The organism is Peptostreptococcus sp. D1 (genome assembly GCF_900112955.1).
Taxonomy (GTDB): domain Bacteria; phylum Bacillota; class Clostridia; order Peptostreptococcales; family Peptostreptococcaceae; genus Peptostreptococcus.
Genome location: NZ_FONP01000005.1, coordinates 47,866 through 63,529, shown reverse-complemented (window position 1 = coordinate 63,529; position 15,664 = coordinate 47,866). Strand labels below are relative to the sequence as shown.

The window sequence follows — 15,664 nt, the reverse complement described above, 5'->3', positions numbered from 1 at the left end:
TCATTATTCTGAATATCAATGAAGAAATACTTATTTTGAGTATCAAAATAAATATTGACAAGTACAAAAATAAGTCTTATAATAAATCTGTGATATTTTGAATATCAAAATAAATTATGGAGAGGATATAAAATGGATACTAAATTTATTTCTGAGCTTGCAGATATAATAAATACAAAAGGCTTGAGAGAACTGGAGTATTCAAGCAAGGATGAGAGAATACTTCTAGTAAAGAATTATGAACAGTACGATGACAAGCTAGATTTTGATAATAAAAATTTTGATAATAAAAATAAATCCGTTGAAAATAATAATTTGCCTGTGGAAAGCAATGAGTCATTTGAAAGTGATGATGAAATAAATTGTGATTGCGAAAATATTAAGGCAAATATTATCGGTACATTTTATGATAAGCCTTCACCAGATGAAGATGCTTTTGTACACGTTGGTAAGACTGTGAAGAAAGGTGATGTCGTTTGCATCATTGAATCTATGAAGCTAATGAATGAAATAAAGGCACCTTTCGACTGTGAAATATTATCGATAAATGTTGAAAATGAAGAAATAGTTGAATTTGGACAGGATTTATTTGATGTTAAGGTGATAAAATGAGAAAGTTTAATAAAGTCCTAGTAGCAAATAGAGGCGAAATCGCTGTGAGGATAATTAGAACGCTAAAGGATATGGGAATAAAAAGCGTTGCAATTTTTTCTGATGTGGACAGAGAATCTCTTCATACGAGAATAGCAGACGAATCCATATGCATCGGTCCCAGAAATGCAAAGGAAAGCTATTTAAACAAGGTTCAAATACTAAATGCAGCAATAGTGACTGGTGCAGATGCCATTCATCCAGGCTTTGGTTTTCTATCAGAAAATAGCAGTTTCGCAAAAATGTGTGAAATATATAATATAAAATTTATTGGACCAACCAGTAAAGTTATGGAAAAGATGGGAAATAAAGATATTTCCAAGAAAATCATGAAAGAAGCTGGTATTCCAGTTGTTCCTGGCTCTGATGGAGTAGTTGATAGCTTGGAAGCTGCAAAGGCAGAGGCGAGAAATATTGGCTATCCAGTTATAATAAAGGCAAGATCAGGCGGCGGCGGTAAGGGCATGAGAGTTGTAAAAGACGAAGAAGATTTTAATCTGTCTTTTCAGTCGGCAAAAAAAGAGGCAGAGAATGCCTTTGGAGATGGTGGACTGTATATTGAAAAGTATATCGAATCTCCAAGACATATCGAGGTGCAAATCTTGGCAGACGAGCTTGGAAATGTAGTTCATCTATCTGGTAGAGATTGTACGATTCAGATGAATCATCAAAAAGTAATCGAGGAAGCTCCTCCGACAGCAATTAGTCAAGATTTATTAGAAGAGCTCTATGATATTTCTATAAAGGCGGCAAAAGCTGTTGGATACACCAATGCAGGTACGATTGAATACTTGGTATCAAGTGATGACAAAATATACTTTATGGAAATGAATACAAGAATTCAGGTCGAGCATCCGGTAACTGAAATGATCACTGGTATTGATATTGTCAAAGAGCAGATTAATATAGCATCGGGAAACAAGCTTGAGTTCACGCAAGAAGATATCGAGATAAAAGGTCATTCTTTGGAGTGTAGAATAAATGCTTATGATTCAGAAAATGGATTCCTGCCGAGCTCTGGTGTTATAGAGGCTTTAAATTTGCCAGGAGGATATGGTGTGAGAATAGATAGTTCAATATATCAAGGATACAATGTTCTTCCATTTTATGATTCTATGCTTGCAAAGATAATATCTTTTGGAAAGGATAGAGAGGACTCTATAAATATCATGCTTAGGGCATTGGACGAATTTGTAATCGAGGGTGTAAAAACAAATATAAATTTCAATAAGAAGATATTGACTGATAAGAATTTCTTGTCAAATGATTTTTCGACGAATTTTTTAAGTGATGACAGGATTGAAAGTATTATCGGTGGGGGTGTTGACTGATGATTTTGGAGCATTTCAAAAAGAAAAAATATAAACCAGCATCAAATATAAATATTCAGCCTGATGTCCTGATAAAATGTCCAGAATGTTCTAATATGATTTTCAAAAATGACCTGTCTGAAAATTTGAAGATATGCCCAACTTGTGGCAAATACTTGAAAATGAATGCCAGAGAGAGGCTGAAACAGATATTAGATAAAGGCTCTTTTGTAGAGTATTTTAGGGATAAAAATATCAGAGATCCATTGAAATTTCCAAAATACAAAGAGAAGCAGCTCGTGCTGAGAAAAGTGTTAAATCAAGATGAGGCTGTCGTTTGCGGTGTTGGAAAAATAGATGGAAATAGGGTTGTTATTGCAGTGATGGATACCCAGTTTATGATGGGAAGCATGGGGAGCACAGTCGGTGAAAAAATAACGAAAGCCGTTGAGCTATCGATAAAGAAGAAAATACCTCTTATAATTTTCACTGCTTCCGGTGGAGCCAGAATGCAAGAGGGAATGTTTTCTCTGATGCAGATGGCGAAAACTTCTCAGGCAATTGCAAAACACAGTGAAAAAGGTCTTTTGTATATATCGGTTATGACTGATCCGACGACTGGTGGCGTTAGTGCTAGCTTTGCAAGCTTGGGCGACATCATCATAGCAGAAAAAAATGCATTGATTGGATTTGCAGGACAAAGAGTAATTGAACAGGTTACTAGGACAAAGTTACCTGAAGGATTTCAAAGAGCAGAATTTCTGTTGAAGCACGGGTTGATAGATATGGTTGTCGAAAGAAATGTTTTGAGGGAAACACTTTCGGATATTTTATCAATTCATTTAAATGTTAGGAAAAAGAGGTGATAGATTGAAGGCTATGGACATTGTCAGGACTTCAAGGAGTCCAGACAGATTAAAATCTTTGGATTACATTAGATATATATTTAATCCATTTATTGAGTTTCATGGTGACAGACTTTTTTCGGATGACTCAACGATCGTTGGGGGAATTGGGAAAATTGATGATTTTTCTGTGATGGTAATTTCTCAGCAAAAGGACAGAAATTTTGGTATGCCTAACCCTGAGGGATATCGAAAGGTGATAAGGCTGGCTAAGTACGCCGAAAAATTCGATTTGCCTTTAATAACTTTGATCGATACACCTGGAGCAGGTTGTGGTATCGAGGCTGAAGAAAGAGGTCAATCAAGTGCCATTGCAAATTGCATTTATGAGTTTTCAAAGCTGAATATACCGACTTTGTCGATAATAATCGGAGAAGGTGGAAGCGGTGGAGCTCTGGCGTTGAGTGTTACTGATGAAATATGGATGCTTGAAAACAGTGTATATTCTATTTTATCTCCTGAAGGCTTTTCTAGTATTCTATGGAAAGATCCTAACAGAAGAGATGAGGCAGCAGATCTTATGCGATTGACTAGTAGTGATCTGATGGAGGATGGATTTATTGAAAAAATAATCAAAGAAGACGGTGGGCAGAAATATCATTTAAAGAATGAAATATTGCAATACCTTCAAAAAACTACATCGATTTCTATGGAAAAAATCCTGAAAAAAAGATATGATAAGTATAGAAAAATACTTGGAGGATAAGATAGATATGACGAATGTTGACAATAAAAATGTAGATAATGTTGACAATAAAAATATAGATAATGAGGACTTTAGTTTTTCATATCATGAAAGTAGAAGGCTGTTGAATGAGATAATTGTTGAGCTGTTTAATAATATTCTCACTATTGAGGAGAGATCCTTGAAAAAAAGGGGAATAAAGGATCTTACAATGACAGAAATTCATGCTATAGAGGCGATTGGACTAGATGGTAATAAGACGATGTCCGAGGTTGCGGAGGCTCTGGATATTACTATGGGTACTTTGACTACTACCATGTCTAAGCTTGAAAAAAAGGGCTACGCTCAAAGGACAAAGGATCCTAAGGATAGACGAGTTGTCGTGGCTAGCTTGACCAGAAAGGGTGAGCTTGTTGAGAAAATCCATAAAAATTTCCATGAGGAGATGATCGATCATGCTATGGCGGATTTGAAAATTGACGAGGACAAGGCACTGGTCAGAGCTTTACAAAACATCAACAGCTTTTTCATAAAAGAGTATGGGAGGGAGTAATGGGCATAAATATTATTTCTACGGGAAGTCATACCTCTGATGAAATATTAGATAACCTTATGTTGTCGGAAATGGTGGATACCAATAATGAATGGATAGTTGAGAGAACTGGAATACGCACTAGACATATATCACGTAATGAAACGACTGAGGAAATTGCATTTAATGCGGCGAAGAAGGTATTAGAGCAGTCCGGTATTGATAAAAATGAGATTGGAATAATTGTTTTTGCAAGTATTTCCTCAGATTCACTTGTTCCATCATCAGCACATACAATAGCTGGGCGACTTGGCATTGAGGAATGCTTCTGCTTTGATTTAAATGCTGCCTGTAGTGGCTTTATTTACTCGATTGCCGTTGTAGAAAGCTTGATGAAAACAATGAGCATACGGTATGGCTTGGTAATTGGTGCCGAAAGGTTGTCAAAGTATGTAGATTGGGAGGATAGATCGACATGTATTTTATTTGGCGACGGAGCAGGCTGTGCTTTGTTAGAGAACAAAGAAATCAGCTTGGAGAAGCCTGAAGCGATATCAGAATATTGCGAAAAAAATCATGTCGCAGCAGCTGTAGATAGTGGATGCTGTACTGATTTGGTAAAACAAACGGTAAAAAACAAATGCTTTGGTTTGGAAATAGTAGATTCATTTGTTTCAGGTAGATATGATGAAAAAAAATATCTATCTGTCAGGTCTAGAGATTCATATGCTTTGGAAAAAGATACCTTTTCTGACTATATAAGGATGAATGGTAGACAGATTTATAAATTTGCAACAGCTGTAGGTATAAGAGTTATAGATAGATTACTAATGCATTCCAATATAAGTAAAGAGGATGTGGTCGGAATAATACCACATCAGGCTAATAGAAGAATTGTGGAGACACTTTCTGAGAAAAGCGAGATTGGAATAGATAAGTGGTTTATGAATCTGGATAAGTATGGAAATACATCCGCTGCCAGCGTTCCGATAGCATTGGATGAATTTGTAAGAGAATTTGACCTTGAGTCAAACAAGGGAAAATATATAATATCACTAGCATTCGGTGGTGGGCTAACCTTTGGTGGTATCCTATTTAAGCTTTGCTAGAGATATTGAATAATAAAATTAAATGTATTTAAGCTTTACTAGATATACTGAATAATAAAATTAATCATATTTAAGATTTGTTAGATATACTGAATAATAAAATTAAACATAATAAATTGAGCTTGAAAGGAATTTAGAAAAATGGTAGAAAAGATAAGAGAAATATTGGCAGAGCAATTGGATTTGGAGTTAGATGAAATAAAGGCAGATAGCGATATACAGAAGGATTTGGAGGCTGATTCTCTAGATGTTATGGATATTATGACAGAGATTGAGGACGAGTTTGATATAGAGGTTGAGGATGATGCTATTGAATCTCTTAGAACACCAGCATTGATAGCAGCGTACATTGAAAAGATAAAGGGCTAAGGCTATGAAAACAAATGAGCTTGGAAGAGTAATTTGTGATTTACTTGAAATAGAATATCCAATTATTCAAGGTGGTATGGCTTGGATTGCAGACTGTGATTTGGCTTCTTCGGTGTCAAATGCTGGTGGACTAGGAGTGATAGCGGCAGGAAATGCTCCAAAGGAGTGGGTGGTCGATCAAATTAGAAAAACCAAAGCTTTGACAGACAAGCCCTTTGCGGTAAACATAATGCTGTTGAGCCCCTTTGTAGAGGCTGTCGTAGATGCTGTAATTGAAGAGGGTGTCAAGGTTGTAATAACAGGAGCCGGTAATCCGGGCAAGTATTTTAAAAAGCTAAATGAAAATGGTGTTAAGATAATTCCGGTTGTTCCATCTGTATCTCAAGCAATAAGAATGGTCAGAAATGATGGGGTTATAGCTCTGATTGCAGAGGGTGCAGAGGCAGGTGGACATATAGGAGTAACCAATACCATGTCTTTAATTCCTCAAATAGTCGATGCAGTTGATATTCCGGTAATTGCTGCCGGAGGAATAGCCGATGGTAGAGGAGCTGCAGCAGCATTTTGTCTTGGGGCTTCTGGTGTTCAGCTGGGAACGAGATTTTTAGTTGCAGATGAGTGTAATGTATCTGAAGGGTACAAAAAAAAGGTATTGGATGCAAAGGATACTTCAACAACGGTAACAGGTACAACGACAGGTCATCCTGTCAGAGTAATAAAAAACAAATTTGCGAAAAAGTTCAAATCTCTAGAAAACAACAATGCATCGGTTGAAGAGCTTGAAAAGCTTGGAGCTGGAAGTCTTAGGTTGGCTGTAGTAGATGGAGATGTGGACAATGGATCCGTCATGGCAGGACAGATAGCTGGATTGGTAAAAAAGAGAGAGACTAGTAAAGAGATTATTCAGGATTTGGTGGAGCATTATAGAGCTGTAGTCGAATCATTGTAATTTGCTAAAAAGAGGTAGAATATGAAAAAAAGGGTTGCCATTCTTTTTCCAGGACAAGGGTCACAGTACGAGGGCATGGGAAAGGATATATTTGATTCAAGCATTGAGGGTAGTGATACTGTTTTAGGCTTGGGGTCATTGGTCGGCGAAGAAGCTGCGAGAAAAATTATTGAAGGAGGCTTGGATGACTTATCTAAGACTAGATACGCACAGCCGGCAATATTTTTAAATAGCGTTTTGCTGTATAATCAGTTGAAATCGATGGATATTTTCGACATTGAAGCATCCCTTGGATTAAGCCTGGGTGAATACAGTGCATTGTGCTGTGCAGGCTTGTTTAATCTGGAGGACGGTATAAGGCTGGTAGATATTAGAGGTCAGATAATGAGTGAAGGTGCAGCCGGAAAGGGAGCAATGGTTGCTGTTATGAGGTCTGATATAGAGACTATACAGTCGATAATTGACGATGCTAAGGGCGATGGTGTTCTTTCTATATGCAATCTGAACTCTCCTAGCCAAATAGTTGTAGGTGGTGATTTTGAGGCGATTGAGAGCTTTGAAGCAAGGTGTAGTGAAAAAGGGATAAAAAGAGCTGTGAGACTTGCTGTTGAGGGTCCATTTCATACAGAAATATTGCTTGAAGCTGCAAAAAAATTCGAGGATTATTTAAAAAATATCAGCTTTGGTAAAATACAATATGACGTTTATTCTAATTTCAATACAAATTCGTATATGGATATGAATAGTGATGAGGAGATAGTCGATACGCTGAAAAAACAGATGTATTCGCCAGTTCTTTTTGAGTCTTGTGCAAAAAAATTGATTATGAGGGGAATAGATACCTTTGTAGAGGTTGGACCTGGTAAAGGCTTGAGTGGATTTATTAAAAAAATAGACAAATCTTGTAGGGTTTTCAATGTACAAACCTTAGATGATATAAATAATTTGAGGGAGAATATTAATATTTTCTAGCAGGGAGGTCGTATGGATAAAAATAATAAAAGGATTGCTTTAGTAACCGGCGGCTCTAGGGGAATCGGAAGAGCCATAGCTGAAAAGCTGGGAATTGAAGGCTATACAGTAGGCTTTAGCTATGTTAGCTCTGATGACAAAGCAAATGAATTTGTTAAAGAATTGAAGGATAAAGGAATTGAAGCATTCTGCATAAAGTTTGATGTAAAGGATTATGCTCAAACGAAGGATGCAATTTCAAAAATTCAAAATGAATATGGTAATATAGATGTTTTGGTAAATAATGCAGGTATCACAAGAGATAAATTATTTATCAGAATGAAGGAGGATGATTTTGACGCTGTTATCGATACAAATTTAAAGGGTATTTTTAACTGCACTAAGCAGGTTGCAAATAAAATGATGAAGCAAAAATCTGGCAGGATAATCAATTTATCATCGCTTGCTGGGTTAGTCGGAAATATGGGTCAGGTAAACTACTCCGCTTCAAAAGCAGGGGTAATTGGTTTTACAAGATCCTTGGCAGTTGAGCTTGGAGGGTATGGAGTTACTGTAAATGCTATAGCTCCCGGCATCATCAAAACTGATATGACCGACGTAATACCGGACGATATTAGAGAAAGAATAATAGGACTCGTTCCATTAAAGGAGGCTGGAAAGCCAGAGGATATTGCGAATTTGGTTCACTTTTTGGCTGAGGACACAGGGCGATACATTACTGGTCAGGTTATAAGTGTCGACGGTGGATTGTCCTCAATATAAATTTTTGATATTATGAGGGGTATATATGGATAGAAGAGTTGTAATTACTGGTATTGGTGTGATTAGTCCAATTGGTAGCAACATTGAAGATTTTCTTAATAATATAATCGACTGTAGAAACGGGATTGATGAGATAACCTTGATTGATACATCATCCTACAAAACGAAGCTTGCTGCAGAGGTTAAGGATTTTGATCCAAAGGAATTTGGAATTGAAGGGCATAAAAAAAAGGATAGATTTGTTCAATTCGCAATTGCTGCGGCGAAGCAAGCTCAACAAAACAGTGGATATATTGTCGACGATGAGAATAGATATAGGACTGGGGTTGTTGTTGGAAGTGGAATAGGGGGACTTTCGACTATTCAAGCTGAGCATAAAAAGCTCCTTGAAAAGGGACCTCGAAAAATTTCTTCGCACTTTATTCCAAAGGCAATTGTAAATATGGCAGCCGGACATGTTTCTATTGAGCTTGGCTCTAGGGGAGTGTGTACATCTAGTGTAACGGCTTGTGCAACAGGCACTGACTCAATAGGCTACGCATTCAGATTGGTAAAAAATGGATATCAGGATGCTGTTTTTGCTGGTGGATGTGAGGCGTCAATTTGTGATTTGGGAATACTTGGGTTTGAAGCGATGAGTGCGACTTGCTTTTCAACAGATAAAAATAGGGCATCGATACCTTTTGACAAGGAAAGAAATGGCTTCGTTATGGGAGAAGGCTCTGCAATTATGTTGCTGGAATCACTTGATAGTGCATTAAAAAGAGGTGCAAATATCATATGTGAGGTCGTTGGCTTTGGTCAAGCTAGTGATGCATATCATATTACTGCACCAAATCCAGATGGAGAGGGTGCCATGCATTCGATGAGGCTTGCGATTGAAGAATCAGGAGCGTCAATTGATGATATTGATTATGTAAATGCACATGGTACAAGCACTCCTCTTAATGATGCTTCCGAAACACTTGCAATAAAAAGGTTATTTGGAGACCATTCAAAAAATATTGCAGTTTCATCGACAAAAAGCATGACCGGACATATGCTGGGAGCAGCAGGTGCTATTGAAGCAAGTATTTGTGCCCTTGCGTTAAATAAGGGCTTCATACCTTCTACTATTAACTATATGGTAAAGGATGAAGAATGTGATTTGGACTATGTGACTGAGGGTACGAGGCTTGAGGCAATAGAATATGCATTATCAAATTCGCTAGGATTTGGTGGGCATAATTCATCCTTACTTTTCAAAAAATATACTAGGTAAGCTTTTATTAATAGCAAGGTAAGCTTTTATTAATATCAAGAATATGAAAATTAATTACGAGCATAAAAAGTAAGAAAAAGTAATAGGAAAAGAGGACAAGCATGCTGAATATTGAGGAAATAAAGGCAATAATTCCACATAGACATCCATTTTTACTGATAGATAGAGTTGTTGAAATGGAGGCTGGAAAAAGTGTTCATGCGATTAAGAGCGTGACAGCAGCAGAGCCATGGTTTCAGGGACATTTTCCTGACTACAATGTAATGCCTGGTGTATTACAAATAGAGGCAATGGCACAGGCAGGCGCAGTTTCAATACTATCAATGGAGGAGCACAGAGGTAAAATAGCTTTTTTCTCAGGTATAAAAGAGGCAAAATTTAGAAAATCGGTATATCCAGGAGATAGATTGGATATTTTTGTGGAAATAGTGAAGCTGAGAAAAAATTATGGGATAGGAAAAGGAAAAATACTTTCTGATGGAGAGCTTTGTGTTGAAGCTGAGATAAGTTTTTTTATTGGATAAATAAAAATATATAAATATAAATAAATATAAATAAATATATAAACAGAGGTTCTGTAGATATTTACGGGGAAGCTCAAAAATTATTAAATAATAGTTTTTGGGCTTCCCTCTTTTTATGCAATTTGTGGTAAAATATTTAATATCAGAATTTTAGGAAGGGTAAGATTAAGTCATGGAAAAAAACAACGACGAGTTTATAAAAAGGACCTACAGAGCCTTGCTTCAGAAAACGGGCAGTGAAGAATGGTATTTGGCACTTATTTGTTCAAAGGTGTTATTTTGTGATGCAAAAAATAAGAGAATACTGATTGATAATGAAAGATTATTTGATGAGCTCGTGTATATGAGATACTATAGCTCTCAAAAAAAGGATTATCTACTGGATTTTTTTATACCCTTGGTGCTTGTATCAAAGAGCTTTGGAGCATATTTTGAAGTGCTAGAGGATTTGTCGGATAAAATCACGAAATTCTATAGGTGTAATGAAAAGAAATACGGATATATGATGGACGTTTTTATTTACGATTTTGTGTTTCGTGAATCCCTAAAAAGAAAGACCATCAATATCAATTCGATCGAGGATATTATTGAGTTATTGGATAGATTAAAGGATGGCTTACTTGAGTTAAACCCTATTAGCCTGAATAAGAAAGAGTTTATTTCTTTCCAAAGAGAAAAAATAAAATATATCAATAATTTTTACAGGCTAACAAATATCTTGAAGGGAAAAATGGGCTTAGCAGAGGTTGACAAGGAAGGTGTATTTTTTGAGATAAAGGATATCCTTTGTAGCGAGCAAATGGGAAAAAATATTTTTTTGAGGTTAATATCCGAATTATTTAACGGCGATAATATTGATATGAAAAAGATATTTTTAAAGCACAGTGAGGTCGTGAATGAAGATTCCTTTATAGAAAAAATGGCTGAATATATATTAAGGCTTAGAAATTTTGCGATACAATCGAAGCAATATTCTGTGAGGTCAAATCCTAAATATCTGTTAGAAAAAAATGTAGGAGATATAGTAAATGATCCGGTGCTAAGCTCTATAAGGGTCATTTCAAAAAAAATTGAAGGAAATATGTGTAGTATTATCGTTGATTCAAAATCCGGTAAATATACATTCTCGTTTGAGGTGAGGTAAAATGAAGGTATTGTTGACAGCATTAAATTCCAAATTTATTCATACAAATTTGGCGATTAGATATATTAGGGAATATTCCAGATATCTTGAGGGCGATGATTATTCGGTGGTGCTGAGAGAGTACACTATAAACAATTCAATAGACTATATTATGAAAGACATAGTGAAGATGAATGTTGATATGATAGTTTTCTCAACGTATATTTGGAATATTGACGATATAAAGAAAATTTGCAACAACATAAAAAAAGTGAAACCTGAAATAGTTATATGTCTTGGTGGTCCAGAAGTGAGTTATGATTACCTAAATTTGATTGAAGAGTACAACTTTGCAGATTTTATTTTGTTTGGCGAGGGTGAGGTTATCTATAGAGATTTGATTCTACACTTCATCGAAAATAAGGATATAAAAAGTGTAAGAGGAATTTGTTACAAAAAAAATGGTGATGTGATTGCAAATGACCCCATGCCACTAATTGAAAATTTGGATGATATTCCTAGTCCATATAGAAATATTGATGTTAGTGAATATGAAAATAAAATCGTGTATTTTGAGTCATCGAGAGGTTGTCCCTTCAACTGTCAGTTTTGCCTGTCATCGACCCTGAAGGGATTGAGATATTTCAGTATCGAAAGAATAAAGTCAGATCTGAAAAGCTTGATTGATGCTAGAGTGTCACAGATCAAGTTTATAGATAGAACTTTTAATGCAAATAAGAAGATAGCGATAGATATAATGAAATTTTTGATGGAGAACGATAACGGAAAAACCTCGTATCATTTTGAAGTAACAGCTCATCTGCTGGATGACGAAATGCTAATGTTTTTGAAGGATTGTAAGCCAGGACTTTTTCAATTTGAAATCGGCGTTCAGTCTACGAATGAGCAATCCCTTGTGGCGGTGGGAAGAACTGATGATTTCGATAAATTGACAAAGGTCGTAAGAAGAATATCATCATATAAAAATATTCATCAGCACTTGGATTTGATTGCAGGGCTTCCATTTGAAGATTACGATAGATTCGGATTGTCATTTGATGATGTGTATGGCTTGTATCCAGAATGCCTTCAGCTTGGATTTTTAAAGATGATAAAAGGTACTGGTTTGAGAAATAGATCCGATACATTTGATTATGAATATAAGGATTATCCACCATATGAAATATTATCCAATAAATTTATAACGTATGATGAGATATTGAAGCTAAAAGATATAGAAGAGATTCTGGAAATATATTATAACTCGGGAAATTTCAATGTATCTATTGATTATATCATAGCTAGATATTATGATAGACCGTTCGTTTTTTATGAACAGTTCTCAGGATTTTTTGACGAAAATGGATATTTTGATATTTCTTTGGGCAAAAATAAGCTTTATGAGGTATTATTAGACTTTACAAAAAAAATAATTTCAAATCGTGAGGAATTTATTGTTTTTAAGGAGTTAGTAAAATTTGATTACCTTTCTCTGGGAAAACAATCGACAATACCATCATTTTTTGATAGGATTGATGTTCCGGATTACAAAGACAAGGGACATAAATTTTTGCAAAACGAGGAAAATCAAAGAAAATACGTGCCGAAGTATTTTGGAACACCAGCTAAAAACATTGTCAAGCATGTCCATTTCGAGGAATTTAAATATGATGTTATAGGCATAAAGGAAAAATTAAACAAATTAAAGCTCAATAGGAAGCTTGAAAAAGTCTACTTTGATGAAATTTGCGAAATTCAAACATCTGTGCTGTTCTTTTACGATATAGATAAAATATTTGAAAAATCGGAAACATATAGAGTAAAGATTTAGACTTGGCATAAAGTATGAGAGGAAGAATATGAGAGATAGAATTGAAAAATATATATTGGACAAATCTGAGGAATTGGTCTTTATAACGATAAATAATAATAGTGAATTGGGGCTGGATGGCTATGATGTACCATTAGATGGCTTGAAGGTTCCCATGAAAAGTAGTGTATTGGTAAAATCAATACAAGAAAACAAGGCTCAAGAGGAGCTGAATATGATGTCAATCGTCGATGCCATGCTGTTTTTGGAAGGTATTGACAGTGAATTTGTGTATAATGAAGAATATGATAAATTTATTAATGCGTTTTCTATAAAAACAAATTTTGATATTCTTTCATATTTGGGGTATATTTCTAATATATCGTTTAACAATGGAGAAATTACAGATGCACTGGCATATATAAAATCGTATTTGAGAAGATCTCAAGATGACGTTATGGCATTGTATCAATATTCGATAATATGTCAGGAAATGTCAGCCAGGTATCAAAAAGCTGAAGATTTGATAGCAATGAATGACTTTTTGATGGAAGCATTGAACAGTCTTGAAAAAATAATTGATATCGACGATTCATTTGCTCTAGCCTATTATCAGCTAGGCTTTCATTATCTAAATCAAAAGCAATTTATTAAGTCGAAATTGGTTTGGGAGAAGGCATTGGAGCTTGGCTTGGAAGAAGGTCTAGTGCTTGAAATTAGGGACAATCTAGAAAAAATAGATTATAAAGTAAATTACGAAAGAGGGTATAATTTAGTTTTTCAGGGGAGGGCAGAGGAAGGCTTGGAATTGCTATTGCCACTTGAAGAAGAAAATCCGGACTGGTGGAATTTATTGTTTATAATCAGCTTGGCTTATAAATCTATTGGAGAAATGAGAAATGCAAAGCGATATCTGGAAAAAATATTGATAATCAGACCTACTCAGGTTGATACTTTGGTTGAGATGGCTTTGTGCTTGGCAGAGGAAGGAAATTTAAATGGAACGATTGAGTATTTGACTAAGGCTTCAAAGCTCAAAAAAGATAATCCTGAAATTCTTTGTAATCTTGGAATGGCATACCTTCAGATAGGAGATTATGACGATGCGAAATACTATATTGAAAGGGCATATGAAATAGATCCGTTAGACGAGGTTACAATTGCTTGCATGAAGCAATTGTAAAAAATAGAGAAAAAGGATGTGATTTTATAGGAACATTTAATTTGGGTAATAGCATTAATTTTTTGATGGTATTTTTAGAAGGAGTGATTTCTTTTTTCTCTCCTTGTGTGATACCATTGATTCCACTGTATATGAGCTATTTGGCCGGAGAGGCTGAGGATGGTAGCAGTAAACTAAAAGGCAGAAATAAAATAATGCTTCATACTTTTTTCTTTGTTCTTGGAATATCCACAACATTTTTTATCCTGGGACTTGGTTTCTCAAGCTTGGGTAATGTTATAAGAGAGCAAGGTAGAGCCTTCTCAATTGTAAGTGGTATTATTATAATACTCCTTGGCTTAAAACAGCTTGGTGCATTGAAGCTTAGTCTGCTTGACAGAAATTTTGGTGTAAGTAAGGGCATAGGCGACAAAAAAATGAATCCAATAATGGCTTTTATTATGGGCTTTGGATTTAGCTTTGCGTGGACGCCATGTGTCGGTCCGGCTCTAGCAGCTGTATTATTAATGGCAAGTAATGCATCTAGCTCCAATGTCGGTAACCTATATATTTTATTATATTCACTAGGATTTTTGATACCATTTTTGATTTTGGGAATTTTTACAAATGAAGCATTGAGCTTTATTAAGGGAAAACAGTCAGCTTTAAACAAAATCGTCAAAGTCGGCGGTATTATTTTGGTGATAATAGGAGCCCTGCTGATTCTAGGTAAATTCGAGAAGCTTGGAGCACTATTTAACAATCAGGCTCAGCAGGAAAGCTCAGTCGATGATAACGCAAGCTCTTCAAATAAAAATACTGATGCTGGAGACAATAGAGAATCAAATAGTGGTAATTCCAATAGTGATAAAGGATCCGACAGCAGTCAAGCAAATGTGGAGTCGATCGATATTGAACTAAAGGATCAAAATGGAAATACAATTAACATAAAGAATGATTTTAAGGGAAGGGTTGTATTTATAAACTTTTTTGCTACTTGGTGCCCACCTTGTAAAAAAGAAATTCCCGATATTCAAAAAATTTACGAGGAAAAGGGATATAATAAAAAAGATATTGTGATATTAGGAGTAGTAGCACCAGGTCAAGGTAGAGAGATGGATGTAAACGGAGTGAAGCAGTTTATTAAGGACAACGGGATAACATATAATGTTCTAATGGATAATGATGGAAAGGTATTTGGTAAATATGGCATTTATTCGTTACCAACGACAATTTTCGTGGATAAAGCTGGAAATATTTACGGTCATATTGCCGGGATGATGACTAAAGAAATTATGGAAAGTGCTTTGCAAGAGGTATTGACTGGAAAGCCAAATAATTAGAAAAATAACATTATTTAGTTTAATGTTTTTTGAATTTTTCAAAAAAAAAATACTAAAAAGCTATTGACATTCTTTTTTTATCTAAGTATAATAAAAAACATCAATCAAACAAGATATAGAAGCCGATGAAAAAGAGAGTAGCTCAGATGGATTTTAAGCGAGTTGGAGTATGGTGTGAGTCCAATACTGAAGTCTGA

At 35.3% G+C, this 15,664-nt stretch carries 16 protein-coding genes and 1 other annotated feature (1 of these 17 cut by a window edge); all 16 genes read left to right on the top strand.

Annotated elements, in window-relative coordinates:
- Positions 1 to 132: 132 nt before the first annotated feature.
- Positions 133 to 612, top strand: coding sequence for an acetyl-CoA carboxylase biotin carboxyl carrier protein (locus BM120_RS05375; protein ID WP_091993897.1), 480 nt, complete (start codon positions 133 to 135; stop codon positions 610 to 612).
- Positions 609 to 1,982 (top strand): acetyl-CoA carboxylase biotin carboxylase subunit, encoded by a 1,374-nt coding sequence (gene accC / locus BM120_RS05370; RefSeq protein WP_091993895.1) that lies wholly within the window; start codon positions 609 to 611, stop codon positions 1,980 to 1,982. Before BM120_RS05375 ends, accC begins: the two co-directional genes overlap by 4 nt.
- Entirely contained in the window at positions 1,982 to 2,827 is an 846-nt protein-coding gene (gene accD / locus BM120_RS05365; RefSeq protein ID WP_091993893.1) for an acetyl-CoA carboxylase, carboxyltransferase subunit beta, read from the top strand. The genes accC and accD overlap by 1 nt, the downstream gene beginning before the upstream one ends.
- The gene (locus BM120_RS05360; protein WP_330389372.1) at positions 2,808 to 3,572 is read left to right on the top strand and encodes a carboxyl transferase domain-containing protein; all 765 of its coding nucleotides are present in this window, start codon (positions 2,808 to 2,810) and stop codon (positions 3,570 to 3,572) included. The genes accD and BM120_RS05360 overlap by 20 nt, the downstream gene beginning before the upstream one ends.
- Positions 3,541 to 4,104 (top strand): MarR family winged helix-turn-helix transcriptional regulator, encoded by a 564-nt coding sequence (locus BM120_RS05355; protein WP_091993892.1) that lies wholly within the window; start codon positions 3,541 to 3,543, stop codon positions 4,102 to 4,104. The genes BM120_RS05360 and BM120_RS05355 overlap by 32 nt, the downstream gene beginning before the upstream one ends.
- Entirely contained in the window at positions 4,104 to 5,192 is a 1,089-nt protein-coding gene (locus tag BM120_RS05350; protein ID WP_091993890.1) for a beta-ketoacyl-ACP synthase 3, read from the top strand. The genes BM120_RS05355 and BM120_RS05350 overlap by 1 nt, the downstream gene beginning before the upstream one ends.
- A 141-nt stretch (positions 5,193 to 5,333) precedes the next feature.
- Complete coding sequence (locus tag BM120_RS05345; protein ID WP_091993889.1) at positions 5,334 to 5,561, top strand: acyl carrier protein; 228 nt, start codon at positions 5,334 to 5,336, stop codon at positions 5,559 to 5,561.
- A 4-nt stretch (positions 5,562 to 5,565) separates the two neighbouring features.
- Positions 5,566 to 6,510, top strand: a complete 945-nt coding sequence (fabK, locus tag BM120_RS05340) for an enoyl-[acyl-carrier-protein] reductase FabK (protein ID WP_091993888.1) — start codon at positions 5,566 to 5,568, stop codon at positions 6,508 to 6,510.
- 21 nt (positions 6,511 to 6,531) lie between these two features.
- Positions 6,532 to 7,482: an ACP S-malonyltransferase gene (locus BM120_RS05335; RefSeq protein ID WP_091993886.1), complete on the top strand. Its 951-nt coding sequence runs from the start codon at positions 6,532 to 6,534 to the stop codon at positions 7,480 to 7,482.
- Between the two features lie 12 nt (positions 7,483 to 7,494).
- Positions 7,495 to 8,244 carry a 3-oxoacyl-[acyl-carrier-protein] reductase gene (gene fabG / locus BM120_RS05330; RefSeq protein ID WP_091993885.1) on the top strand — a complete coding sequence of 250 codons (750 nt, stop codon included), beginning with the start codon at positions 7,495 to 7,497 and terminating at the stop codon, positions 8,242 to 8,244.
- A gap of 25 nt (positions 8,245 to 8,269) precedes the next feature.
- The gene (gene fabF, locus BM120_RS05325) at positions 8,270 to 9,505 is read left to right on the top strand and encodes a beta-ketoacyl-ACP synthase II (protein ID WP_091993883.1); all 1,236 of its coding nucleotides are present in this window, start codon (positions 8,270 to 8,272) and stop codon (positions 9,503 to 9,505) included.
- A 101-nt stretch (positions 9,506 to 9,606) separates the two neighbouring features.
- Positions 9,607 to 10,029, top strand: a complete 423-nt coding sequence (gene fabZ, locus BM120_RS05320; RefSeq protein ID WP_091993882.1) for a 3-hydroxyacyl-ACP dehydratase FabZ — start codon at positions 9,607 to 9,609, stop codon at positions 10,027 to 10,029.
- 172 nt (positions 10,030 to 10,201) lie between these two features.
- Positions 10,202 to 11,173 carry a hypothetical protein gene (locus tag BM120_RS05315; RefSeq protein ID WP_091993880.1) on the top strand — a complete coding sequence of 324 codons (972 nt, stop codon included), beginning with the start codon at positions 10,202 to 10,204 and terminating at the stop codon, positions 11,171 to 11,173.
- Position 11,174: 1 nt separating this feature from the next.
- The gene (locus BM120_RS05310; RefSeq protein ID WP_091993879.1) at positions 11,175 to 12,983 is read left to right on the top strand and encodes a B12-binding domain-containing radical SAM protein; all 1,809 of its coding nucleotides are present in this window, start codon (positions 11,175 to 11,177) and stop codon (positions 12,981 to 12,983) included.
- A gap of 28 nt (positions 12,984 to 13,011) precedes the next feature.
- Positions 13,012 to 14,145, top strand: a complete 1,134-nt coding sequence (locus BM120_RS05305) for a tetratricopeptide repeat protein (protein ID WP_091993878.1) — start codon at positions 13,012 to 13,014, stop codon at positions 14,143 to 14,145.
- Positions 14,127 to 15,467, top strand: a complete 1,341-nt coding sequence (locus tag BM120_RS05300; RefSeq protein ID WP_242941567.1) for a redoxin domain-containing protein — start codon at positions 14,127 to 14,129, stop codon at positions 15,465 to 15,467. The genes BM120_RS05305 and BM120_RS05300 overlap by 19 nt, the downstream gene beginning before the upstream one ends.
- A gap of 116 nt (positions 15,468 to 15,583) precedes the next feature.
- Positions 15,584 to 15,664, top strand: a binding site (T-box leader) (it continues 125 nt past the right edge of the window).